General features: G+C 72.1%; 22 protein-coding genes. 1 reads left to right on the forward strand and 21 read right to left on the reverse strand.

Annotated features, from left to right (window positions below; translation table 11 throughout):
- Window positions 1-87: 87 nt before the first annotated feature.
- The 16 genes from CP980_RS35535 to proS form a co-directional block, all read right to left on the reverse strand.
- Window positions 88-486 carry a hypothetical protein gene (locus CP980_RS35535; RefSeq protein WP_189999149.1) on the reverse strand — a complete coding sequence of 133 codons (399 nt, stop codon included), beginning with the start codon at window positions 484-486 and terminating at the stop codon, window positions 88-90.
- The gene (locus CP980_RS09380; protein ID WP_150527970.1) at window positions 483-2,123 is read right to left on the reverse strand and encodes a YifB family Mg chelatase-like AAA ATPase; all 1,641 of its coding nucleotides are present in this window, start codon (window positions 2,121-2,123) and stop codon (window positions 483-485) included. The genes CP980_RS35535 and CP980_RS09380 overlap by 4 nt, the downstream gene beginning before the upstream one ends.
- Entirely contained in the window at window positions 2,123-2,494 is a 372-nt protein-coding gene (locus CP980_RS09385) for a YraN family protein (protein ID WP_123512336.1), read from the reverse strand. Before CP980_RS09385 ends, CP980_RS09380 begins: the two co-directional genes overlap by 1 nt.
- Window positions 2,495-2,657: 163 nt before the next feature.
- Window positions 2,658-2,966, reverse strand: a complete 309-nt coding sequence (locus CP980_RS09390) for a DUF2469 domain-containing protein (RefSeq protein ID WP_006139554.1) — start codon at window positions 2,964-2,966, stop codon at window positions 2,658-2,660.
- A gap of 55 nt (window positions 2,967-3,021) precedes the next feature.
- Entirely contained in the window at window positions 3,022-3,528 is a 507-nt protein-coding gene (locus tag CP980_RS09395; protein ID WP_099889260.1) for an NUDIX hydrolase, read from the reverse strand.
- A complete protein-coding gene (gene lepB / locus CP980_RS09400) occupies window positions 3,518-4,339 on the reverse strand; it encodes a signal peptidase I (protein WP_150527971.1) in 822 nt (273 codons plus the stop codon). Before lepB (CP980_RS09400) ends, CP980_RS09395 begins: the two co-directional genes overlap by 11 nt.
- Before the next feature lie 43 nt (window positions 4,340-4,382).
- Window positions 4,383-5,276 (reverse strand): signal peptidase I, encoded by an 894-nt coding sequence (lepB, locus tag CP980_RS09405; RefSeq protein ID WP_165937292.1) that lies wholly within the window; start codon window positions 5,274-5,276, stop codon window positions 4,383-4,385.
- Window positions 5,277-5,391: 115 nt separating this feature from the next.
- The gene (gene lepB, locus CP980_RS09410) at window positions 5,392-6,189 is read right to left on the reverse strand and encodes a signal peptidase I (protein WP_373313007.1); all 798 of its coding nucleotides are present in this window, start codon (window positions 6,187-6,189) and stop codon (window positions 5,392-5,394) included.
- A gap of 232 nt (window positions 6,190-6,421) precedes the next feature.
- A complete protein-coding gene (lepB, locus tag CP980_RS09415; RefSeq protein WP_132757066.1) occupies window positions 6,422-7,192 on the reverse strand; it encodes a signal peptidase I in 771 nt (256 codons plus the stop codon).
- A gap of 44 nt (window positions 7,193-7,236) precedes the next feature.
- Complete coding sequence (rplS, locus tag CP980_RS09420; RefSeq protein ID WP_008737520.1) at window positions 7,237-7,587, reverse strand: 50S ribosomal protein L19; 351 nt, start codon at window positions 7,585-7,587, stop codon at window positions 7,237-7,239.
- A gap of 133 nt (window positions 7,588-7,720) precedes the next feature.
- Window positions 7,721-8,542, reverse strand: a complete 822-nt coding sequence (gene trmD, locus CP980_RS09425; RefSeq protein ID WP_150527973.1) for a tRNA (guanosine(37)-N1)-methyltransferase TrmD — start codon at window positions 8,540-8,542, stop codon at window positions 7,721-7,723.
- A complete protein-coding gene (gene rimM / locus CP980_RS09430; RefSeq protein WP_099889266.1) occupies window positions 8,542-9,099 on the reverse strand; it encodes a ribosome maturation factor RimM in 558 nt (185 codons plus the stop codon). The genes trmD and rimM overlap by 1 nt, the downstream gene beginning before the upstream one ends.
- Window positions 9,100-9,192: 93 nt before the next feature.
- Entirely contained in the window at window positions 9,193-9,432 is a 240-nt protein-coding gene (locus CP980_RS09435) for an RNA-binding protein (RefSeq protein WP_030011889.1), read from the reverse strand.
- A 2-nt stretch (window positions 9,433-9,434) separates the two neighbouring features.
- Complete coding sequence (gene rpsP / locus CP980_RS09440; RefSeq protein WP_030162461.1) at window positions 9,435-9,875, reverse strand: 30S ribosomal protein S16; 441 nt, start codon at window positions 9,873-9,875, stop codon at window positions 9,435-9,437.
- Window positions 9,876-10,054: 179 nt separating this feature from the next.
- Entirely contained in the window at window positions 10,055-10,654 is a 600-nt protein-coding gene (locus CP980_RS09445; protein ID WP_099889267.1) for a hypothetical protein, read from the reverse strand.
- 211 nt (window positions 10,655-10,865) lie between these two features.
- Window positions 10,866-12,278, reverse strand: a complete 1,413-nt coding sequence (gene proS, locus CP980_RS09450; protein ID WP_132757060.1) for a proline--tRNA ligase — start codon at window positions 12,276-12,278, stop codon at window positions 10,866-10,868.
- 132 nt (window positions 12,279-12,410) lie between these two features.
- On the opposite strand from proS, the gene CP980_RS09455 reads away from it, so the two are divergent.
- Window positions 12,411-13,088: a methyltransferase type 11 gene (locus CP980_RS09455; RefSeq protein ID WP_150527974.1), complete on the forward strand. Its 678-nt coding sequence runs from the start codon at window positions 12,411-12,413 to the stop codon at window positions 13,086-13,088.
- Window positions 13,089-13,143: 55 nt separating this feature from the next.
- On the opposite strand, the gene ftsH is transcribed toward CP980_RS09455, so the two are convergent.
- The 5 genes from ftsH to CP980_RS09480 all read right to left on the reverse strand — a co-directional run bounded on the left by ftsH (window position 13,144) and on the right by CP980_RS09480 (window position 21,013).
- Window positions 13,144-15,069: an ATP-dependent zinc metalloprotease FtsH gene (gene ftsH / locus CP980_RS09460; protein ID WP_132757058.1), complete on the reverse strand. Its 1,926-nt coding sequence runs from the start codon at window positions 15,067-15,069 to the stop codon at window positions 13,144-13,146.
- Between the two features lie 127 nt (window positions 15,070-15,196).
- Complete coding sequence (gene ffh / locus CP980_RS09465; RefSeq protein ID WP_132757056.1) at window positions 15,197-16,768, reverse strand: signal recognition particle protein; 1,572 nt, start codon at window positions 16,766-16,768, stop codon at window positions 15,197-15,199.
- A 107-nt stretch (window positions 16,769-16,875) separates the two neighbouring features.
- A complete protein-coding gene (locus tag CP980_RS09470; RefSeq protein ID WP_150530184.1) occupies window positions 16,876-19,293 on the reverse strand; it encodes a [protein-PII] uridylyltransferase in 2,418 nt (805 codons plus the stop codon).
- 38 nt (window positions 19,294-19,331) lie between these two features.
- Window positions 19,332-19,670 (reverse strand): P-II family nitrogen regulator, encoded by a 339-nt coding sequence (locus tag CP980_RS09475; protein WP_099889273.1) that lies wholly within the window; start codon window positions 19,668-19,670, stop codon window positions 19,332-19,334.
- Window positions 19,667-21,013, reverse strand: coding sequence for an ammonium transporter (locus CP980_RS09480; protein ID WP_030859871.1), 1,347 nt, complete (start codon window positions 21,011-21,013; stop codon window positions 19,667-19,669). Before CP980_RS09480 ends, CP980_RS09475 begins: the two co-directional genes overlap by 4 nt.
- Between the last annotated feature and the right edge of the window lie 307 nt (window positions 21,014-21,320).

Genomic DNA, 21,320 nt, shown 5'->3' on the forward strand with positions numbered 1-21,320 from the left:
CGCTCACTGAGGTCCTCCCACGCGGCGAGAGCATCCGCTCCCGAACCGCTGGGTGTACCGCCGTCGCCCACCCAATACAGACGCCACTCATCCACAACACAGACCCCCACACGCGCAACACGACCTTGGGCAACACGCGAACTGTAAACAGAACTCGGCGGAGCCGGGGCAGACGAACCGGCCGCCGCTGCGGGCGGCGGTCGCCAGGTCCCGTCGGGGGTCGGCGAGCGCGGCCCGTCTGCGATAGCCGGCGAGCCGCTGCTCGCTCACCCCGGTCAGGGCCGCCGTCTCGCTGTCCTGGCCGGTCAGCAGCCGTATCAGCCGGACGGGGCCGTGCTCGCGCAGCCATCGCCCGCCGGTTTCGTCGCCGGGCTCCAGTACCCGTGTCAGCGCGGCCCGGGCCAGCACCTGGGGATCGGGCTCGGCGCCGGTCCCGGGCCCGCTCTCCGGTCCGGTCGCGGCGTCGGCCGGTCCGGCGGGGGTCATGTCCCTGCTCCCATGGCCAGGGCCGCGCCGCGGGCGATGCCGGTGCGCAGTTCCAGGGCGACGGCCACGTCCAGGGCGTCGGGGCGGTCGCGGCCGCGCAGGTCGGCCACGGTCCAGGCGACCCGGAGCACCCGGTCCAGTCCGCGGGCGGTGAGCAGTCCGCGCTCCAGGTCCCGTTCGGCCTGGGCGAGTGCCCCGGGGGCGGCTTGCCAGCGGGTGCGCAGCTCGTGCCCGGGCACTTCGGCGTTGAGCCGCCACGGGGTGTCGGCGAGCCGGGCCGCGGCGCGGTCCCGGGCTTCGCGCACCCGGTCGGCGACGGCGGCGGTGCTCTCCCCGCGGCCGCCGCGCCCCAGCAGGTCGGAGCGGGTGACGGGCTCGGCCTCGACCCGCAGGTCGACCCGGTCCAGGAGGGGTCCGGACAGCCGGGCCTGGTAGCGCCGGATCACCGAGGCCGGGCATTCGCATCCGGCCCCGAGGAGGGTGTGGCGCCCGCACGGGCAGGGGTTGGCCGCGAGGACCATGAGGAATCTGGCCGGCAGTCGTACCACCCCGGCGGCCCGGGCGATGACCACGTGCCCCGATTCGAGGGGCTGGCGCAGCGCGTCGAGCGCCTTGGTGCTGAATTCGGCGGCTTCGTCGAGGAAGAGCACGCCTCGGTGGGCCAGGGAGACGGCGCCCGGCCGCGGTACGCCCGCTCCGCCGCCGACCAGGGACTGCATGGTCGCCGAGTGGTGGGGTGCGCAGTACGGGGGCCGGGCGACGAGCGGTTCGCCGGGCGGCAGGACCCCGGCGACGGAGTGGACGGCCGTGACCTCCAGGGAGTCCTGCCGGCACAGCGGCGGGAGGATCCAGGGGATCCGCTCGGCCAGCATGGTCTTGCCGGCTCCCGGGGGTCCGCTGAGGAAGAGGTGGTGTCCGCCGGCGGCGGCCACTTCCAGGGCGCGGCGGGCGCCGTGCTGACCGGCGACGTCGGAGAGGTCGGGGAAGTCCGGGGTGTCGCCCTCTTCTGCCCGGTTCCGGTCGCGGGAGATTCCGGTGCCGATGCCCGCGCCGGGGACCACCAGTCCGGCCAGCATCGGGTCGGGGCGGCCCGGGGGATCCGGTGGTTCTTCCGCGGGGACCTCCCCGCCGGTGAGGACCGCGATCAGCTGGCGCAGGCTGCGGACGCCGAGGACGCTGACGTCGGGTACGAGCATGGCTTCGGTGGCGCACTGCTGGGGCACCACCACGTTCCGGTATCCGGCGTCGGCAGCGGCGAGGACCGCCGGCAGGATGCCCCGTACCGGCCGCACCCGGCCGTCCAGCCCCAGTTCCCCGATGAGCACGAGGTCGGCGATGGCGGCCGGGTCGACCACTTCGGCCGCGCCCAGCACGGCCGCCGCGACGGCCAAGTCGAATCCGGCGCCCGATTTCGGTACGGAGGCCGGGCTGAGCCCGACGGTGAGTTTCTTCTGCGGCCAGGTGGCGCCGGAGTTCACGACGGCGGCCCGTACCCGGTCGCGGCTCTCGGTCAGGGTCTTGTCGGGCAGTCCGACCAGGGTGAAGGCGGCGAGTCCGGGCTCCAGGTCGGCCTGGACCTCCACCACCACCCCGTCGACGCCGACCAGGGCCACCGAGCAGGCTCGTGCGAAGCCCATCACGCCACCCCCCGGACGTGCTCGACCACGGGCGCGCCGCGCCGGGGCAGCAGGACTCCGACGAGGTCGATCCGTACTCCGCCGGGGGGTGGTCCGCCGTGGTCGGCGAGCCATCGCCCGGCGAGTCGGCGCAGCCGTTCGGCCTTGCCGGGCCGGACGGCGGCCATGGGGTGTTCGAAATCGCCCGCGCGGCGTGTCTTGACCTCGCACACGACGAGGGCGTCCCCGTCGCGCGCGACGATGTCGATCTCCCCGCTGCGGCACCGCCAGTTCCTGGCGATCACCGTCATCCCGGATTCGGCGAGCCGTCGCGCCGCGAGCTCCTCGCCGTACCGCCCCAATGCCTGCTGTGCCACGCCCTTCGCGTTCATCGGGCACCACCTCCGCCCCGACGATCCCGCGGCCCCGCCCACCTTGTGGATCTTGGTGGACAGTCGGGGCGTTGTGGACAACCCGCTCACCCGTGCGGGTGAATCCGGGGAGGCCGGGGGCGGTGGGCGCGCGGGCGGCGCGCAGGCGGCGAAGGGCCGGGCGTCAGCTGCCCGGCAGTTCGAGGTCGCTCTTGTTGAGCTCCTCGATGTTCACGTCCTTGAAGGTCAGCACCCGTACCTGCTTCACGAAGCGGGCCGGCCGGTACATGTCCCACACCCAGGCGTCGGCCATGGTGACCTCGAAGAACACCTCCCCCTGGACCGAGTGCACCTGCATTTCGTAGTCGTTCGTGAGGTAGAAACGACGTTCGGTCTCGATCACGTACTTGAACAGCCCGACGACGTCGCGGTACTCGCGATAGAGCTTCAGCTCCATCTCGGTCTCGTACTTCTCGAGGTCCTCGGCGCTCATGGCATGTTCCCCTTCAGCCGTGCGTCCCCCTATTGTGCGCCAGGCCCCTGCGCCCCTAAACGATTTCCGGGGCCAGGACCACCGGCGTACCCGGGGGACCGTCGTCGAGCAGCGTACGGAGCAGCTCGGCGAGTCTGGTCGGATACACCGTCTCATGGGCCGAGAGAAGTTCCTCGGAGGTCCACCACCTGGCACCGCTGACGCTGCGCCGCTCCAGCTCGGTGAGGCCGCCCATGTCGGTCCGTGTCCGCGTGGTGCGGGCCAGGTAGTACCACTCGTCCTGCTCCCAGCGCCGCCCGTCGAACGGGAAGGAGCAGTACCGGTGCCACAGCACGGGCCCCAGCTCCACCTCGGTGATCCCCGTTTCCTCGGCGAGCTCCCGCAGAGCCGCCTGTTCCCGGGTCTCGTCGCCTTCGAGTCCGCCGCCCGGGGTGAACCACCAGTGGTCCGCGGGATTGTCCGGTTCGAAACCGTGGAGCAGCAGGATCCGGTCCGCGGGGTCCAGCAGGATCACCCGGGACACCTGGCGGGGGCCGCCGGCGGCGGCCGCTTCAGCGGGCACCCGCCGGCTCCCGTCGCCGCCGGCGCCCGAGGATCCGCACGAGGGGCCCGTACGCGGCCCCCAGCAGCACCAGGGCGGCTCCGGCCGCCACCGCGGCCAGCTGGAGGCGCAGGGGCCCCGGCTTCGAGGTCCCGCCGGGCAGGGAGGCGTACGTGGCGGGCCGCTCCAGCATCTTCACCGTGGGCCAGGCGAGGGCGTCGACCCGGGCCTGGACCGCGGACCGGGGCACGGTGCCCTGGCCGGCCTCCTGGAGGTGGGAGCGGGAGTCGAGGGAGGCGGCGCGCTGGTCGCCCAGCAGGAAGAGGTTGCCCTCGGGCACCTTGACCTCGAAGGGCGTGTCGGAGGCCGGGACGGGCCCGGCGGCCGCGGCCTCCGGGGCGAGCTCGGTGTGTGCGAGGTACGTCTCGTCGAGCTCCTGGCCGTTCACGGTGAGGCGGCCGCCCGCCCCGCAGCACTTCACGGTGTCGCCGCCGACGGCGACGACGCGCTTGACCATGGGCGAGTCGCTCCACAGGTGGTCGGTGAACACGACCACGTCGCCGCGCCGCACCTGACCGCCGTCGATGCGCTGGGCGATCACGCGGTCCCCGGGGTTCACCGTGGGCATCATCGAGTCGGTCGGCACCGTGTACGGCCGGTAGGTGAAGGCCCCCCAGGCGAAGGCGCCCAGGAAGAGGACGAAGCCGACGGCCACGGCGACTCCCGACAGCACGTTGCCGAGACCGCCGCGGCCGTCCTTGCCGCCGCGTGTTGCTCCGGTACCGCGTATGCCCCCGGTACCGCTTGTCCGCGTATTCAGCGTTTCGCCCATTGCAGCGCCCCACACTTCCGGGATCGACGACCTGGGCGGCACCCTACCTGCCGGTAGTCCCGCCGGTCAGCCTCCGCCGGCGCCACATGACGACCGGAACCGCTCCGGCGAGACCCAGCGCGGCCGGACCGAGCCCGACGGGCGCCAGCCCGGCGGCCCCGAGACCCATGGCGGTCGCCTTGGTCTGGTTCCCGATGCCCGGCTGGTCGAAGGTGTCCGGGATGGGCAGGGTCGCCCAGCGGGTGATCGGCCAGGCCACGACCACGGCCCGCCCGACGACCTTGTCGACCGGCACGAAGCCCTGGGTGGAGTCCTGCATGTGGTAGCGGGAGTCCTGCGAGTTCTGCCGGTGGTCGCCCATCACCCAGATCTTGCCCTTGGGGACCGTGATCGGACCGAACGGGGCGTCGTCGCACGGGGTGTTGCCCGGGTAGATGTACGGCTCGTCGAGCTCCTTGCCGTTGACGACGACCGGTCCGCCCTTCTTGCACTCGACCGTGTCACCGCCGATGGCGATGGTCCGCTTGATCAGGTCCTTCTCGTCCGCGGACGGCATCAGGCCGATCTTGCTGAGGACCTGCTGCGCGAAGTTGGGCTCCGGGGTGGGCTCCCCCGCCAGCCAGCTCGCGGGGTCGTGGAAGACGACGACCTCGCCGCGCTCGGGCTCCGAGCCGAACCACGGGGTCAGCTTGTCCACGAGCACCCGGTCGCCGCGCTGCAGGGTGTTCTGCATCGAGTCGGAGGGGATCGAGAACGCCTGCACCAGGAAGGTCTTGATCAGCAGGGCGAGCAGCAGGGCGATGCCGATGAGGAGCGGGAGCTCCTTCCAGAACGAGCGGTGCGGCTTCGCCTCGGCACCACTGTCCTCGGCTTCGCGCTCGGCATCGTCCGGCCGCTCCTCGCCTTCGTCGCGTCCGGATCGCGCGCCTACCGCCACATCCCCCACATCCACTCCTCAACCTCGCAGATCGCCGCCCGCGCCGAATCGGGCACGGGCCCTCCCCTCCCTTAACGAGCGGGAGTTCCCTAAGGCGCGGGAGACCGAGGACACACTATGCGAACGGCGGGCCCCGGCGGCGCCCCCGGCGGCCGCGTCGCCCGCTCGGGGCCGGATCGGGGACCGAACGGAAGGTCGCCGGCTGTTCGAGCTTGCGCCAGTGGTCGAACGGCCATGCGATGACGACGGCCTGTCCGACGACGCCGTTCTCGTCGATGGTGCCGTCGAAGGCCTCGTCGAGGTGGTAGCGGGAATCGGCCGAATTGGCGCGGTGGTCGCCCATCACGAAGAGCCGGCCCTCGGGGACCTTCACCTCGAACCGGATTTCGGAGGGTGCGTTGCCGGGGCTCACGTACGGCTCGTCGAGCGCCGTCCCGTTGACGGTGACGCGGCCCTTGGCGTCGCAGCACACGACGGTGTCCCCGCCGACGCCGATGACCCGTTTGATCAGGTCCTGTTCGTCGGCGGAGGGCAGCAGGCCGATGAAGGTCAGCGTTTCCTTGATCTGCTTGACGCCGACCGGGTCCTCGGGCGGGCGCGCGGCCTCGCCCTTGAGCCAGCCGCCGGGGTCCTTGAACACCACGACGTCGCCGCGCTCGATCTCGGAGCCGAACCACGGGGTCAGCTTGTCGACGAGCACGCGGTCGCCGATCCGGATCGTCTGCTCCATGGATCCGGACGGGATGAAGAAGGCCTGGACGAGGAAGGTCTTGAGGACGAGCGCTATGCACAGCGCCACGATGATCAGCAGCGGTACCTCGCCCACCCGGCGGGTACGCCGGCGCCGCTTGACCCGGCGCGCCAGCCGGCGCCGCTCGGCCCGGCCGCCGGTCTCGGCCGCGACGGCTCGCACCTTGGCCCCCCGCTGCGGCCCGGGCTCCCGTACCGGCGGTTCGGGGACCGCGGCGGGCTCTGGCTCTGGCTCGCGCAGGGGCCGGGGCTCGCGCCGGGGCTCGGGGCCGCCGCCCGGAGTCTCGGGTGCGCGCCAGAACGGGGGGGCGGGCGGGGGCTGGGGCGCCCGCCGCGGCTCGGACTCCGGCTCCGGCTCCGGCTCGGGGACCCGGCCGCCTCTCGGCCGCCCCCGGCTACCCATGACCGCCGCCGGAAGGCGCCGCGGAGGCGGGAGCCCCGGAAATGGACCCCCAGCGCGAAACCGGCCAGCCGATCCGGTCGGCCCGCCCGATCACCTTCTCCACCGGCACCATCCCCCCGCCCGGTTCCCCCAGGTGGTCCCGGGAATCCCGGGACTGGGAACGATGATCACCCATGACCCACAGGGTCCCAAGGGGCACGACGATCCGGAAGGGCACCTTCGAGGGCGCGTCTCCGGGATACAGGTACGGCTCCTCCACGGCGACCCCGTTCACCTTGATGCGCCCGCCGGCGTCGCAGCACACCACGTCGTCCCCGCCGACACCCACGACCCGCTTCACGAAGTCGGTCTCGGAGGGCTCGCCGATCCCGAGCGCGGCGGCCGCACCGTGCAGGGCCTCGCCGACCGGGTTTCCCTCGGCGCTCTCCCGTACGAAGGACCCCGCGCCGTCGAAGACCACCACGTCCCCGCGCCGGGGCTGTTCACCGAAACGGTACGCCAGCTTGTTCACCAGCACCCGGTCCCCGACCCGCAGCGTCGGTTCCATCGACCGGCTCGGGATCAGGAAGGGCTGTACGACGAAATTGCTGAGCAGCAGCAGGAAGCACGTGCAGAGCACGCCGAGCACGGCGGCGCCCCGCAAGGTCAGGAAGGCCCGCCACCCGGGCAGGGCCCCGCGCCCCCACAACGCAGAACGCGGCCGCCCCTCCCCCGTTTCGGGGGAGGAGTGGCCGCGCTGTGTGAGCTCTGCTTCGGTGTCCATCGAGAGGGAGCCTATCCGGCCGCCTCCGGGACCCGGAGAGGAGATCAGCGGTCGCGCTTCTCCTTGATCTTCGCGGCCTTGCCGCGGAGCTCACGGAGGAAGTACAGCTTGGCGCGACGCACGTCACCGCGGGTGACGAGCTCGATCTTCTCGAAGATCGGGGAGTTCACCGGGAAGGTGCGCTCGACGCCGACGCTGAAGGAGACCTTGCGAACGGTGAAGGTCTCGGAGACGCCAGAGCCCTGGCGACGGATGACAACACCCTTGAACTGCTGGATACGGGAGCGGTTGCCCTCGATGACGCGGACGTGCACGTTGATCGTGTCACCCGGGCGGAAGGCCGGGACGTCGGAGCGGATCGAGGCGGCGTTGACGCCATCGAGCAGGTGAGACATGTTCTTCGTCTGCTTTCTTCGCACGACGCCACAGGCCGCCGGTGCGGGTTTCCGGAGAGAATTCGGGAGCCGCGTCACGCGTCGGACGACTGTCCCCCTGTGGCAGGGGCGTCCGCGAGCACACAGCAGGCGCCTATTCTTCCACGGCCTCCGGCCTACGCCAAAATCGGCCGTCGGGGGCGGGCCGCCAGCCCAGGATGCTCAGGATCTCGCGGTCCTTCTTGTCGAAGGCGGAGGCCTCGCAGCGCTCGATCAGGTCGGGGCGGTTGCGGGCGGTACGGCGGAAGGCCTCGTCCCGGCGCCAGCGGGCGATCTTGCCGTGGTGGCCGCTGAGCAGGACGTCCGGGATGTCCCGGCCGCGCCACTGCGGGGGCTTCGTGTAGACCGGCCCCTCCAGCAGGTTCGCCATCTCGCCGGGCGCGAAGGAGTCGTCCCGGTGCGATTCGGCGTTGCCGAGCACGCCGGGCAGCAGCCGGGCCACCGCCTCCGTGACCACCAGGACGGCGGCCTCGCCGCCCGCCAGCACGTAGTCGCCGATGGAGACCTCGTAGACCGGCATGCGCGTGGCGTACTCGTCCATGACGCGGCGGTCGATGCCCTCGTACCGGGCGGGCGTGAAGATCAGCCAGGGCCGCTCGGAGAGCTCGACGGCCAGTTCCTGGGTGAAGGGGCGGCCGCTGGGCGTGGGGACGACCATGACCGGCCCGCGCGCGCCGGACTCGTACCCGTCGGCCAGGGCGGAGTCGAGGGCCTCGCCCCACGGCTCGGTCTTCATGACCATGCCGGGACCGCCGCCGTACGGGGTGTCGTCGACCGTGTTGTGCCGGTCGTAGGTCCAGTCCCGCAGGTCGTGGACGTGTACGTCGAGCTGCCCGCGGGTCCGCGCCTTGCCGACGAGGGAGACGTTCAGCGGCTCCAGGTACTCGGGGAAGATCGTGACGACGTCGAGACGCATCAGGCGTCGCCCTCGGGCTCGGCGTCGCGCGTGGAGACGATCTCGGCGCGGTCGTCGATCAGCCCGGGCGGCGGCGTGATGACGCAGCGCTGCTCCTCCAGGTCGATCTCGGCGACGATCTCCTCGACGAAGGGGATCATCACCTCGGTGCCGTCGGGGCGCTCCACGATGAACAGGTCCTGCGAGGGCAGGTGGGAGATCTCGGTGATCCGGCCGATCTCGGTGCCGTCTTCGAGTACGACGTCCAGGTCCATCAGCTGGTGGTCGTAGTACTCGTCCTCCTCCTCGGGGAGTTCGGTCGGGTCGACGTCGGCGATCAGCAGGATGTTGCGCAGCGCCTCGGCGGCGGTGCGGTCCTTGACGCCGGCGAAGCGGAGCATCAGCCTGCCGCTGTGCACGCGGCCCGTCTCGATGGTCAGCGGACCCGCCGACGCCGGTTCGGTCCGCAGTACGGCGCCGGGCGACAGCCGCAGCTCCGGCTCGTCGGTCCGCACCTCGACGGTGACCTCACCCTTGATCCCGTGGGCGCGGCCGATCCGCGCGACTACCAGCTCCACCAGTTTCTCCTGTTCAGACGACGACGGGCCGGGGCGGGCACGAATGCCCTCCCCGGCCCGTGCCGGTGATTCACGTTCTCGATGAACCAAGTCTCAGCGGACCTGGTCCACGTCGACGAGGTCGACGCGGATCCCCCGGCCGCCGATGGCGCCCACGACGGTACGCAGGGCACGTGCGGTGCGGCCGTTGCGGCCGATCACCTTCCCGAGGTCGTCCGGGTGGACCCGGACCTCAAGCACCTGCCCACGACGCAGGTTGCGCGAGGCGACCTGCACTTCGTCGGGGTTGTCCACAATGCCCTTTACGAGGTGCTCAAGAGCCTCCTCGAGCATGATCAGGCCTCGGTCGACTCGGCGGCGGCCTCAGCCTCGTCCGCCTTCTTGTCGGCCTTCTTCGCCTTCTGCGTGATGGCCTCGCCCTTGGTCTCGCCGATGCCCTCAAGGGCCTTGGCGAACTCGTCGAAGGAGCGGCGCTTGCTCTCCTTCGTCTCCGGCTGCAGCAGCGGCGCGGGGGCCGGGAGGCCCTTGTGCGCCTGCCAGTCACCGGTCAGCTTCAGGATGGCGAGCACAGCCTCGGTGGGCTGGGCGCCGACCGACAGCCAGTACTGCGCACGCTCGGCGTTGACCTCGATGCGCGACGGGTTGTACGTCGGGTGGTAGATACCGATCTCTTCGATCGCGCGACCGTCCCGACGGGTACGGGCGTCGGCGACGACGATGCGGTAGTGCGGCTGGCGAATCTTGCCGAGGCGCTTGAGCTTGATCTTGACTGCCACTGGAGTGGTGTCTCCTGAACTTGACGTGGTTGGGCACATGAGATGCCACGTGGGGTTGCGGTACTCGGGTGCCCGATGGACGCGTCAGCCGGAGGAGAGAGGGGTCCTATGCGACTGTCGAGTACAGCTAGCCATTGTGCCACATGCCTGCGGCGCTTCTCGCGGGGAGTCCGCCGGGCTCAGGAAGCGGCGGCGGAGAGGGCCACCTCGGGGATGCGGAACGGCTTCATGCAGCCGCCGCACACGATCGGCGCCTGGGCCAGCACGGAGGGGACCACCCGCACGTTGCGCCCGCAGTCGCAGACCGCCTTGACGCGGACACCGCCACCCGAGGAGCCGTGCCGGGCGGCCGGCCCGCGGAAGCTGCGCTTGGTGTCGGCGGCCGTCGCGGCCGTATGCGCCTTCAGTGCGCGCTGCAGCCGCTCCATGGTGGGACGGTAGCGCTTCTTCGCCTCGGGATTGAGCGAGACCAGCGAGAAGCCGCTGCTGGCATGCGGCTCGTCGGAGTGGTCCAGCCCCATCTCCTCGGCGATCGCGAGGAATCTGCGGTTGTGGTAGCGGCCTGCCCGCGAGGTGTCGCGTACTCCGCGGGCGGCGGCGATGCCGTGGACTGCCTCGTGCAGCAGTCGCTCGAAGGAGAGCTCGGCGCCGCAGGCGGACGAGGACTCTCCGATCAGGGACTCGGGCGCGGCAAGGTCAGGCAGCTCGGGGTGGTACCGCTGAATGTCGGCCCACGCCTGCGCCAGCTCTGCGGCGAGAACAGGTGGTGTCGTGCTCACGTCGTGACAACGAGCCGGGGTGCCCCGGTGTTCCGATTCCGGGCCATTCCAAATTTTTTGCACGTACCAGTCAGTTCAGTCTCATGCGTCCTGACGAGGACGGGTGGGCCGATCCCAGGAGGACTCGGTACGTAACGTCGACCAAAAGGCCCGGCCCCGGCGCACGGCTCGTGCCGTGCGCCGGGGCCGGGCCCTGGTCGGCCGGTGGCGATCAGTACGAGCGCGCCACGACGGCGAGGGTACCGGGGGCGTCGTCCGCTTCCGGAACCGACCCGTCCTCGGCGATCAGGCAGCGTACGGAGACGGCCTGCTCGGCCAGCTTGGCCTCGCCCTCGGGGCCGAGGTCCGCCCACGGGATCCGCGCCCAGCCGCCCGCGACGGCGGCCTCGGCGGCCTCCTCGATGGTGGAGACGTCGGAGGTGCGGGCGATGCGGCGCTCGCGGGACTCGCGCAGCAGCTGCGCCTGGTCCTCCTCCAGCACCTTGGGCAGCAGGGCGGCGAGGTCGGAGATCTGCACGGCCTCCTTGCCGCCCGGGATCCGGCGGGCCAGCATCGCGGTGCCGGCCTCCAGGTCGCGGGGGCCGATCTCGACGCGCACCGGTACGCCCTTGAGCTCCCAGTCCACGGCGCGACGGCCGAAGGGGGTGTCGACGCGGTCGTCCACGTGCACGCGCAGGCCGGCGGCCTTGAGCTGCGCGCCGAGCTCGCGGACCTTGGTGACGGCCTCGTCGCCCTTGATCGCCATGACGACGACCTGGACGTGCGCCAGGCGCGGCGGGACGCGCAGGCCGTTGTCGTCACCGTGGGACATGATCAGACCGCCGACCATGCGGGTCGAGACGCCCCACGAGGTCTGCCAGACGAGCTCCTGCTTGCCTTCCTTCGACAGGTACTGCGTGTTGAAGGCCTTGGCGAAGTTGGTGCCGAGCTCGTGGCTCGTGCCCAGCTGCAGGGCCTTGCCGTCGCCCATCATGCCCTCGAGGGTGAGGGTGTTGATGGCGCCGGCGAAACGCTCCTTGGCGGTCTTGCGGCCGAGCACGACGTCGATGCCGAGCACGTTCGTCATGAAGTCGCCGTAGACGTCCGTGTGGATGCGGGCGGCGTAGTCGCGGGCGTCCTCGTACGTGGCGTGGGCGGTGTGGCCCTCCTGCCAGAGGAACTCACTCGTACGGAGGAACACGCGCGGGCGCATCTCCCAGCGGACCACGTTGGCCCACTGGTTGATGAGAAGGGGCAGGTCGCGGTAGCTCTGGACCCACTTGGAGAAGTAGTCGTTGATGATCGTCTCGGAGGTGGGCCGGACGACGACCGGCTCTTCCAGCTCCTTGCCGCCGCCGTGCGTGACGACCGCGAGCTCGGGGGCGAAGCCCTCGACGTGCTCGGCCTCGCGGGTCAGGTACGACTGGGGGATGAACAGCGGGAAGTACGCGTTCTGGGCGCCCGCGTCCTTGATGCGCGCGTCCATCTCCTGCTGCATCCGCTCCCACAGCCCGTAGCCGTACGGTCGGATGACCATGGTGCCGCGTACCGGACCGTTGTCGGCCAGCTCGGCCTTGTTGATCAGATCCTGGTACCAGCGGGGGAAATCCTCCGCCTGGGGGGTGAGAACGGGTGCCTTTGCCATGGCGCGAATGGTACGGCGCCGGGCACTCGATGCGTGAATCGGGTGGCGCACTCCTCTGGACGCGGGGGCGAATGGGGAGTTCTCTGAACAACGGGGGCCAGGGGGCGACAAGGAATCAGGAGCGCTCTTTCGATGACACCGACGCCGACGGCGACGCTCGTCGCCCGTGACTGGGCGGAGATCCAGGAACGGATGCTGGTACCGCTGTACGAAGCGGTCTACGACCGGCTGGAGGTCGGGCCGGGCGACCGGCTGCTCGGCCTGGACTGCGGGTCCGGGCTGGCCCTGCTGCTGGCCGCGGGCCGGGGAGCCGCCGCCACGGGGGTGGAGGCGGATCCGGCGCGGCGGGCGCTGGCGCGCGAGCGGCTGCTGGAGGTGGTCCCGGCCGCTCCGGACGGCCCGCGCCCCTACGACGTGCTGCTGGCCTTCTCGCCGTCCGCGGCGGCCCTGGACGCGGCGCTGCCCGCGGTACGGCGGGGCGGGGCGGTGGTGCTGGCCGACTGGGGGCCGACGGAGCGGTGCACGGTGCCGGCGGTGCTGGGCGGGGGTCCCGCGCCGCGGGACCTGGACGCGGCGGTGGCGCGGGCGGGGCTCGCGCCCGACGGTTCGGGGCGGGTGTTCTGCCCCTTCGGGTACGCGGACGTGGACAGCGCGGTACGGGGGCTGCTGTCGACGGGGCTGTACGAGTCCTCGTCCGATCCTGCGCAGGTCGAGAAGGAGCTGGCCGAGGCGCTTCACCCGTACGAGCGCCCGGACGGCACCGTGTGGCTGCCGAACATCTTCCGGTACGTGATCGCCCGCGTGCCGTAGGGGGCGGCGGGCGCGGGCGGCGGCTCCGCCCGCCGCCCGGTCTCCTCGGAGCCCGCTACTTCGCCTCCTTCGAGAGGCGGGGGATGCCCGCGGCCTCGTAGGCGGCCGGCTCGTCCAGGGTCTCGTTCGCCAGCAGGGCCTCGGTCAGCGCGTCGAGTTTCGGCCGGTGTTCGCGCAGCAGCCGGCAGGCCTCCGCGTAGCACTCGTCGACGATGCGGCGCATCTCGTGGTCCACCGTGTCGAGGGTGGCGGGGGCCGCGAGCAGCCCGTACGGGCTCTGCGCGTCGGCCGGGATCGCGGTGAGGCGGCCGACGCGCTCGCTCATGCCCCAGCGGCCGACCATGCCGCGGGCGAGGTTGGTGACCTGTTCCAGGTCGTTCTCGGCGCCCGTGGTGATGACGTCGAAGACGACGTGTTCGGCTGCCATGCCGCCGAGGGCTCCGATGATGCGGCCGCGGAGGTAGTCCTGCGTGTAGGAGTAGCGGTCGGCGTCGGGGGTGGAGAGGGTGACGCCGAGCGCCCGGCCGCGCGGCACGATCGTGATCTTGCGGACGGGGTCGGCGCCGGGCTGGAGCATGCCGAGCAGGGCGTGGCCGCTCTCGTGGTAGGCCGTGCGGCGGCGTTCCTCCTCCGGCATGACCAGCGACCGGGCCGCGCCGAGCTGGACCTTCTCCAGGGCGTCCATGAAGTCGGCCTGGGTGACCTGGGTCTGCTTGCGCCTGACGGCGAGGAGGGCGGCTTCGTTGGCCAGGTTGGCGAGGTCGGCGCCCGTCATGCCGGGGGTGGTGCGGGCCACCTGGTCGAGGTCGGCGTCGGCGGCGAGGGGGATGTCCCGGGTGTGGATGCGCAGGATGGCCTCGCGGCCGGCCCGGTCGGGGGGTGAGACGGAGACGGTGCGGTCGAAGCGGCCGGGGCGGGTGAGTGCGGGGTCGAGGACGTCGGGGCGGTTGGTGGCGGCGAGGACGACGACGCCCTCGGAGCCGGAGAACCCGTCCATCTCGGTCAGGATCTGGTTCAGGGTCTGTTCGCGCTCGTCGTGGCCGCCCATGGCGGCGCCGCCCCCGCGGGCCCGGCCGATGGTGTCGATCTCGTCGATGAAGACGATGGAGGGGGCCACCTTGCGCGCCTCGGAGAAGAGTTCGCGGACCCGGGAGGCGCCGACGCCGACGATCATCTCGATGAACTCGGAGGCGGAGGCGGAGAAGAAGGGCACCCCGGCCTCTCCCGCGACCGCCCGCGCCAGCAGGGTCTTGCCCGTGCCGGGCGGTCCGGCGAGCAGGACCCCGCCGGGCATCCGGGCTCCGAGGGCCCGGTACTGCCCGGGGTTCTTGAGGAAGTCGACGACGTCGTTGAGTTCGCCCTTGACCTCGTCGATGCCGGCCACGTCGGCGAAGGTGGTGCGCTTGCCGCCTTCCAGTTCCACGGGTTTGGGCGGCTGTTTGCGGCCGAGGCCGCCGACGCCGCCCATGGCCGAGCCCATCCGGCGGGCGATGAACACCCACAGGAGGACCAGCAGCAGCATGGGGGCGAGCGAGATCAGCAGATTGGCCAGGAAGCTGCGCTGGACGACGACCGGGGAGGCCGTGACGACGACGTTGTGCTTGCTGAGGTTGGCCCACAGGTCGTCGTCGGCGAAGGCCGGCCGCTGGGTGACGAACTTGGTGTAGTCGCCCTTGTCGCCGTCGGGGAGCGGCTGTTTGTTCTTCAGCTCGCCCTGGATGGCGTCGCCCTTGGAGTAGATCTTCGAGACGTTGCCGTCGGCGACCTGTTTGCTGAACTCGGTGTACGAGACGGTCGGCTCGTCGCCCTGGTTGAAGTAGGACAGGGCCACGTTGGCGAGCAGGAAGACGATCAGTGCGGCGAGGACGAGTCCGCGCCAGCCCCCGGGCATCTTCCTCTTGGGCGGCGGCGTCGGCGCGCCCTCGGAGCGCCAGGGCGTGTCGGCGCGGTCGCGAGGCGGTACGGGGGTGGGGCTGGGCACGTGGCCTCCTTACTGCCGTCCTCGTGGCCGACCATAAGGGACAAATCGCACCTCGGCGCCTCCAGGAGGTACGCGAAGGGGCCCTGACCGCATGATCCGGTCAGGGCCCCTCGCGGACGGACCGCGCTTACTTCATGAACTTCTTGAACTCGTCCGGAAGGTCGAAGTCCTGGCCGCCCTGGCCACCGCCGGCGGGAAGGCCGAAGGGGCTGCCGGTCGCGGGCGGGGCGCTCTGCGGGCCCTGCTCGCGGCGGGCGGCGGCCGCCGCCTCCTCTTCCTTGCGCTTCATCGGGTTGCCGCTCTTGCGCTTGCCCTTGGCCTGCTTGATCTGCTTCTTCTGCCGGCCGGGGCCGCCGCCCATCCCGGGGATGCCCGGCATGCCGGGCATGCCGCCGCCCTGGGCCATGCGGGACATCATCTTGCGGGCCTCGAAGAAGCGCTCGACGAGGTTCTTGACGGCGCTGACCTCGACGCCGGAGCCCTTGGCGATACGGGCGCGGCGCGAGCCGTTGATGATGTGCGGGTCCTGGCGCTCGGCCGGGGTCATCGACTTGATGATCGCGGCGGTGCGGTCGACGTCGCGCTCGTCGATGTTGTTGATCTGGTCCTTGATCTGCCCCATGCCGGGGAGCATGCCGAGCAGCTTGGAGATGGAGCCCATCTTGCGGACCTGCTCCATCTGGGCCAGGAAGTCGTCGAGCGTGAACTCCTTCGGGCCCTTCTGGAGCTTGGCCGCCATCTTCTCGGCCTCGGCCTGGCTGAAGGTCTTCTCGGCCTGCTCGATGAGGGTGAGCATGTCACCCATGTCGAGGATCCGGCCCGCCATGCGGTCGGGGTGGAAGGCGTCGAACTCGTCCAGCTTCTCGCCGTTCGAGGCGAACATGATCTGCTTGCCGGTGACGTGCGCGATGGAGAGCGCGGCACCGCCCCGCGCGTCGCCGTCGAGCTTGGAGAGCACGACGCCGTCGAAGCCGACGCCGTCGCGGAAGGCCTCGGCGGTGTTGACCGCGTCCTGGCCGATCATGGCGTCGACGACGAAGAGGATCTCGTCGGGGCTGACGGCGTCGCGGATGTCGGCGGCCTGCTGCATCAGCTCGGCGTCGATGCCGAGGCGGCCGGCGGTGTCGACGATGACGATGTCGTACTGCTTGGTGCGGGCGTACTCGATGGAGTCCTTGGCCACCTGCACCGGGTCGCCGACGCCGTTGCCGGGGGCGGGCGCGTAGACCGCGACGCCGGCGCGCTCGGCGACGACGCTGAGCTGGTTGACGGCGTTGGGGCGCTGGAGGTCGCAGGCGACGAGCAGCGGGGAGTGGCCCTGGCCCTTGAGCCAGAGGCCGAGCTTTCCGGCGAGGGTGGTCTTACCGGCACCCTGGAGGCCGGCGAGCATGATCACGGTGGGCGCGGTCTTGGCGAAGCGCAGCCGCCGGGTCTCGCCGCCGAGGATCGAGACGAGCTCGTCGTTGACGATCTTGAGGACCTGCTGGCCCGGGTTCAGGGCCTTGGAGACCTCTTCGCCGCGGGCGCGCTCCTTGACGTTGGCGATGAAGGAGCGGACGACGGGGAGGGCGACGTCGGCCTCAAGGAGGGCGATACGGATTTCCCGCGCCGCAGCGTCGATGTCCTGCTCGGAGAGGCGGCCCTTGCCCCGGAGGGACTTGAAGGTCGCGCTGAGGCGGTCGGAAAGCGTATCGAACACGGTGGTCGCGATTCCTCGGGTCGGGGGCGTGTGGTCGCCCCCCAGGGTATCGGGCCCTCCCCCTGTCCGGGGACCCGCCCGTTCCCGGACAGGGCGGGGCCTTCGGGTCAGCGCAGGGCGGCCTCCAGCGCGGCGGCCAGGGCCGTGGCCGCGGCGGGCGGCAGCGGTTTGCCGTCGGGGTCGACCACGTACAGGGAGTCGACCGCGTTGGCGCCCAGCGTCGAGACGTGCGCGCTGCGCACCCGTACTCCGCGGGCCTCCAGCGCGCGCCCGATCCGGTGCAGGAGGCCCACCGCGTCCGGGGCCCGCACCTCCAGGACCGTCGCCAGCGAGGAGACCTCCGGGACCACGGTGATCCGGGGCGGCGGCGGGACCACCCCGCGCCGCCGCGGGTACGCCGCCTCGCGGTCGGCCAGCTTCGCCGGGACGTCCAGCGAGCCGTCCAGCGCCCGGATCAGGTCCGTGCGCAGCCGCGCCGCCTCCGGCAGTGACCCGTACTCCGCGGCCACCCTCCACCGCAGGACCAGTACCTCGCCGGCCAGGTCCGCCAGCTCCAGCGAGCGCAGGTCCGCGGCCCGGACCGTCAGCCGGTGCAGGGCCAGTACGCCGGCCACCGCCGGGAGGACCCCCGGCTGGTCCGGGACCGCCACGACCAGCTCGACGCCGACGGCGTCGTCCTCCTCCGGGCGCGCGTGCAGCGCCAGGACCGGCTCCCCGGTGCGCAGCGCCTCCACGGCGAGGCGCTCCTGTTCGGTCGTGGGGATGGCCTGCTCCGCCGGGACCGGCGGCGCCCCCCGCAGCACGGAGGCGACCCGGGCCACCAGGTCCGCCACCAGCGAGCCCCGCCAGGTGCTCCACGCGGCCGGACCGGTGGCCAGCGCGTCCGCCTCGGTCAGCGCGTGCAGGATCTCCAGGGTGCCGGTCGATCCCACGGCCTCGGCGACGGCGCGGACCGTCGCCGGGTCGTCGAGGTCGCGCCGCGTCGCGGTCTCGATCAGCAGCAGGTGGTGCCGTACGAGCACGCCGAGCACGGCGGCGTCCCGCTCGTCGAAGCCCACGCGTACGGCCACGTCGTGGGCGATGGTCTCCCCCGCCACCGAGTGGTCCCCCGGCCAGCCCTTGCCGATGTCGTGAAGCAGCGCGGCCATCAGCAGCAGGTCGGGCCGGCCGACCCGGCGGGTCAGGGCGGAGGCCCGTACCGCCGTCTCCACCAGGTGCCGGTCCACGGTCCAGGTGTGCACGGGATTGCGCTGCGGCCGGCACCGGACGCGCTCCCAGTCGGGCAGCAGCCGCGTGATCAGCCCCTCGGCCTCCAGGGCCTCCCAGACCGCGACCGTCGGCTCCCCCGCCCCCAGCAGGGTCAGCAGCTGCTCCCGGGCCTCGGCCGGCCACGGCACGGGCAGCGGCTTCGCCTGCGCCGCGATCCGTCGTACGGCGTGCAGCGAGACGGGCAGACCGGCCTGCGCGGCCGCCGCCCCGAAGCGCAGCGCGAGCACCGGATCCCGGTCGGGCCGGGCGGCCAGCGCCAGGACGGCCTCGCCGTCGGACTCCACGACCCCCTCGGCGAGCGGAGCCCGCTCGGCCGTGGCCCCGCGCGTGCCCAGCAGCCCGCGCAGCCTGGGCCGGGCCGCCCGGGCCCGCAGGACCCGTCCGACCTCGCGCCAGGTCACGTCGCCGGCGTAGGCGATGACCCGGGCGGCCTCGTAGACCTCGCGCAGCAGGGCGTCCGCGTCGAGCAGGCCCAGCCGGGCGGCGACCTGGTCCTGTTCCTGGAGCGCGAGCCGGTCGGTGGCCCGGCCGGTGACCAGGTGCAGGGCGTCCCGCGCGTCCAGCAGCCGCCGCCGGGCCTCGGCCAGCCCCTCGCGCGGGGCGTCGGCCAGCCAGGACGCGGCGACCGCCCGCAGCGCGGTGGCGTCGCGGAGCCCGCCGCGGGCCTCCTTGAGGTCGGGTTCCAGCAGGAAGCGCAGCTCCCCGGCCCGCTCGGCGCGCTCCCGGCACAGCTCGTGCAGCTGCGGGAGCCGCTTGGCGGCCTGGTTGCGCCAGTCGGCCAGCACCGAGGTGCGCAGGCCCGCGAGCAGGCCCGCGTCTCCGGCGACGGGCCGCGCGTCCAGCAGCCCCAGGTGCACCTTGAGGTCCTCGGCGGCGGTCTTGCGGGCCTCGGCCGGGGTGCGCACCGAGTGGTCGAGGGCCACGCCCAGGTCCCACACGGGGTACCAGACGCGGTCGGCCAGCGCGCTCAGTGCCCGCGGCTCGGCCTTGCCGTCGTGGAGCAGCAGCAGGTCGAGGTCGCTGCGGGGGGAGAGTTCGGCGCGCCCGTAGCCGCCGACGGCGACGAGGGCGGCCCCCCGTACGCCGCTCTCCCGCAGGGCCGTGGTGAACAGGGCGTTCAGCCAGCCGTCGGTCAGCCCCGCCAGCGCGGAACGCCGCGAAGGCCCGGACCGCGACTCCTCCTGGAGGAGTCGCAGCCGGGCCGCGGCGTACCCGCCGGGTACCGGGGCGGACGGTTCGTCGGAATCACCCGTCATGGTCTCTTCGACGCTCGTCACCCAGGAGCTCCCGTCGCCTACAGCGCTTCCGCGCCGCGCTCGCCGGTGCGGACGCGGATGATCGCGTCCACGGGGACGCTCCAGACCTTGCCGTCGCCGATCTTTCCGGTACGGGCGCCCTGGACCAGGACGTCCATGACCGATTCGGCGTCGTCGTCCTCGACGACCACCTCGATGCGGATCTTCGGTACGAGGTCCACGGTGTACTCGGCGCCGCGGTAGACCTCGGTGTGGCCGCGCTGGCGGCCGTACCCGCTGGCCTCGGAGACGGTCAGCCCCTGGACCCCGAACCGCTGGAGGGCGTCCTTGATCTCGTCGAGCCGGTGCGGCTTGACGATCGCGGTGATCAGCTTCATGCGTCAACCTTCTTGCTCGCGGCGGCAGCGGGGGCGTGGGCGGCGGTGCTCCGGGAGGAGGCTCCGCCGCCGGCTCCGCTGAAGTCGTATGCGGTCTCGGCGTGCTCGACCTGGTCGATGCCGGAGACCTCGTCGTCCTCGGTGACCCGCATCCCGATCGTCTTGTCCAGGAGGAAGGCGAGGACCGCGGACACGACGAGAGAGTAGGCGAGGACGGAGAAGACCCCGATGGCCTGCTTGCCGAGCTGTTCCAGGCCGCCGCCGTAGAAGAGGCCGGCCGCGTCGGACTGGACCCCGCCGGTGGCGAAGAAGCCCACGAGGAGCGAGCCGATGACCCCGCCGACGAGGTGGACGCCGACGACGTCGAGGGAGTCGTCGTAGCCGAACTTGTACTTGAGGCCGACGGCCATGGCGCAGACGAGACCGGCGATGGCGCCGATGGCGATCGCGCCGAGCGGGGAGCAGGAGCCGCCGGAGGGGGTGATGGCGACGAGGCCCGCGACCGCGCCGGAGGCGGCGCCGAGGGTGGTGAAGGAGCCGTGGCGCAGCTTCTCGTACGCGAGCCAGGCGAGCATGGCGGCGGCGGTGGCGACCTGGGTGTTGACGAACATGACCGCGCCCACGCCGTCGTCGTTGCCGAGCCAGGAGCCGGCGTTGAAGCCGAACCAGCCGAACCAGAGCAGACCGGCGCCGAGCATCACGAGCGGGAGGCTGTGCGGGCGCATGGGGTCGCGCTTGAAGCCGACGCGCTTGCCGATGACCAGGATGACGCCGAGGGCCGCGGCGCCGGCGTTGATGTGGACGGCGGTGCCGCCGGCGAAGTCGATGACGCCGAGCTCGAAGAGCCAGCCGCCGGCGCCCCAGACCCAGTGGGCGACGGGGAAGTAGACGACGGTGACCCACAGGGCGCTGAACAGGGCCCAGGCGCTGAACTTCACGCGGTCGGCCAGGGCGCCGCTGATCAGGGCGGGGGTGATGACGGCGAACATCAGCTGGAAGACGGCGAAGACGTAGACCGGGATCGTGTACCCGTCCCACAGCTCGGTGATGCCGATGCCGCTGAGGCCGACGTAGTCGGAGGACCAGCCGATGAGGCTGCCGGAGTCGGTGCCGAAGGCGAGGCTGAAGCCGTAGAGGACCCACAGGATCGTGACGATCCCGAGGCTGATGAAGCTCATCATGAGCATGTTGAGGCTGCTCTTGACGCGGACCATGCCTCCGTAGAAGAAGGCCAGTCCCGGGGTCATCAGCATGACCAGGGCGGAGCAGATGAGCATGAACCCGGTGTTCGCGGCAGAGAGCGTCGGGGCGTCTGCCGCGAGGGTCGTGATGGCTGATGCCATCGGCGTCTCCTCGTCGTCGGTACGTTCGCGTGCGGGCGATCGTGAAAACCTGAGCGGCGCAAGGCGTAAGGCCGGGGGGTGGGGGCCTGGGGGCTGGCCGGTTATTGGCCCTGAGATTCGCGCAGGCCGGTTTCCGGCGGCGCCGCTGGGTGTTTCGCAGCCGTGACGAAGAGGTCGGCTGTGTTACGCGTCCATGAACGGGACCGGGACGCGAGCCGGCCGCGGCAGTACCCGGGAGACCTGGCTGGGGGAGCCTGATCGGGCTTCACGGGGTGACTGCCGCGGCCGGGGCCTTCGGGGCGGCCGC

This window comes from Streptomyces vinaceus, from assembly GCF_008704935.1.
Taxonomy (GTDB): Bacteria; Actinomycetota; Actinomycetes; order Streptomycetales; family Streptomycetaceae; genus Streptomyces; species Streptomyces vinaceus.

Excerpts from the sequence above, each read along its gene's own strand:
- CP980_RS09470 (WP_150530184.1), bottom strand. The coding sequence starts at position 19,293 with ATGACGGGTGATTCCGACGAACCGTCCGCCCCGGTACCCGGCGGGTAC.
- trmD (WP_150527973.1), bottom strand. The coding sequence starts at position 8,542 with ATGCGTCTCGACGTCGTCACGATCTTCCCCGAGTACCTGGAGCCGCTG.
- CP980_RS09475 (WP_099889273.1), bottom strand. The coding sequence starts at position 19,670 with ATGAAGCTGATCACCGCGATCGTCAAGCCGCACCGGCTCGACGAGATC.
- CP980_RS09380 (WP_150527970.1), bottom strand. The coding sequence starts at position 2,123 with ATGGGCTTCGCACGAGCCTGCTCGGTGGCCCTGGTCGGCGTCGACGGG.
- proS (WP_132757060.1), bottom strand. The coding sequence starts at position 12,278 with ATGGCAAAGGCACCCGTTCTCACCCCCCAGGCGGAGGATTTCCCCCGC.
- CP980_RS09480 (WP_030859871.1), bottom strand. The coding sequence starts at position 21,013 with ATGGCATCAGCCATCACGACCCTCGCGGCAGACGCCCCGACGCTCTCT.
- CP980_RS09390 (WP_006139554.1), bottom strand. The coding sequence starts at position 2,966 with ATGAGCGCCGAGGACCTCGAGAAGTACGAGACCGAGATGGAGCTGAAG.
- CP980_RS09455 (WP_150527974.1), top strand. The coding sequence starts at position 12,411 with ATGACACCGACGCCGACGGCGACGCTCGTCGCCCGTGACTGGGCGGAG.
- lepB (WP_132757066.1), bottom strand. The coding sequence starts at position 7,192 with ATGGACACCGAAGCAGAGCTCACACAGCGCGGCCACTCCTCCCCCGAA.
- CP980_RS09385 (WP_123512336.1), bottom strand. The coding sequence starts at position 2,494 with ATGAACGCGAAGGGCGTGGCACAGCAGGCATTGGGGCGGTACGGCGAG.
- lepB (WP_150527971.1), bottom strand. The coding sequence starts at position 4,339 with ATGGGCGAAACGCTGAATACGCGGACAAGCGGTACCGGGGGCATACGC.
- CP980_RS09435 (WP_030011889.1), bottom strand. The coding sequence starts at position 9,432 with ATGCTCGAGGAGGCTCTTGAGCACCTCGTAAAGGGCATTGTGGACAAC.
- CP980_RS35535 (WP_189999149.1), bottom strand. The coding sequence starts at position 486 with ATGACCCCCGCCGGACCGGCCGACGCCGCGACCGGACCGGAGAGCGGG.
- rplS (WP_008737520.1), bottom strand. The coding sequence starts at position 7,587 with ATGTCTCACCTGCTCGATGGCGTCAACGCCGCCTCGATCCGCTCCGAC.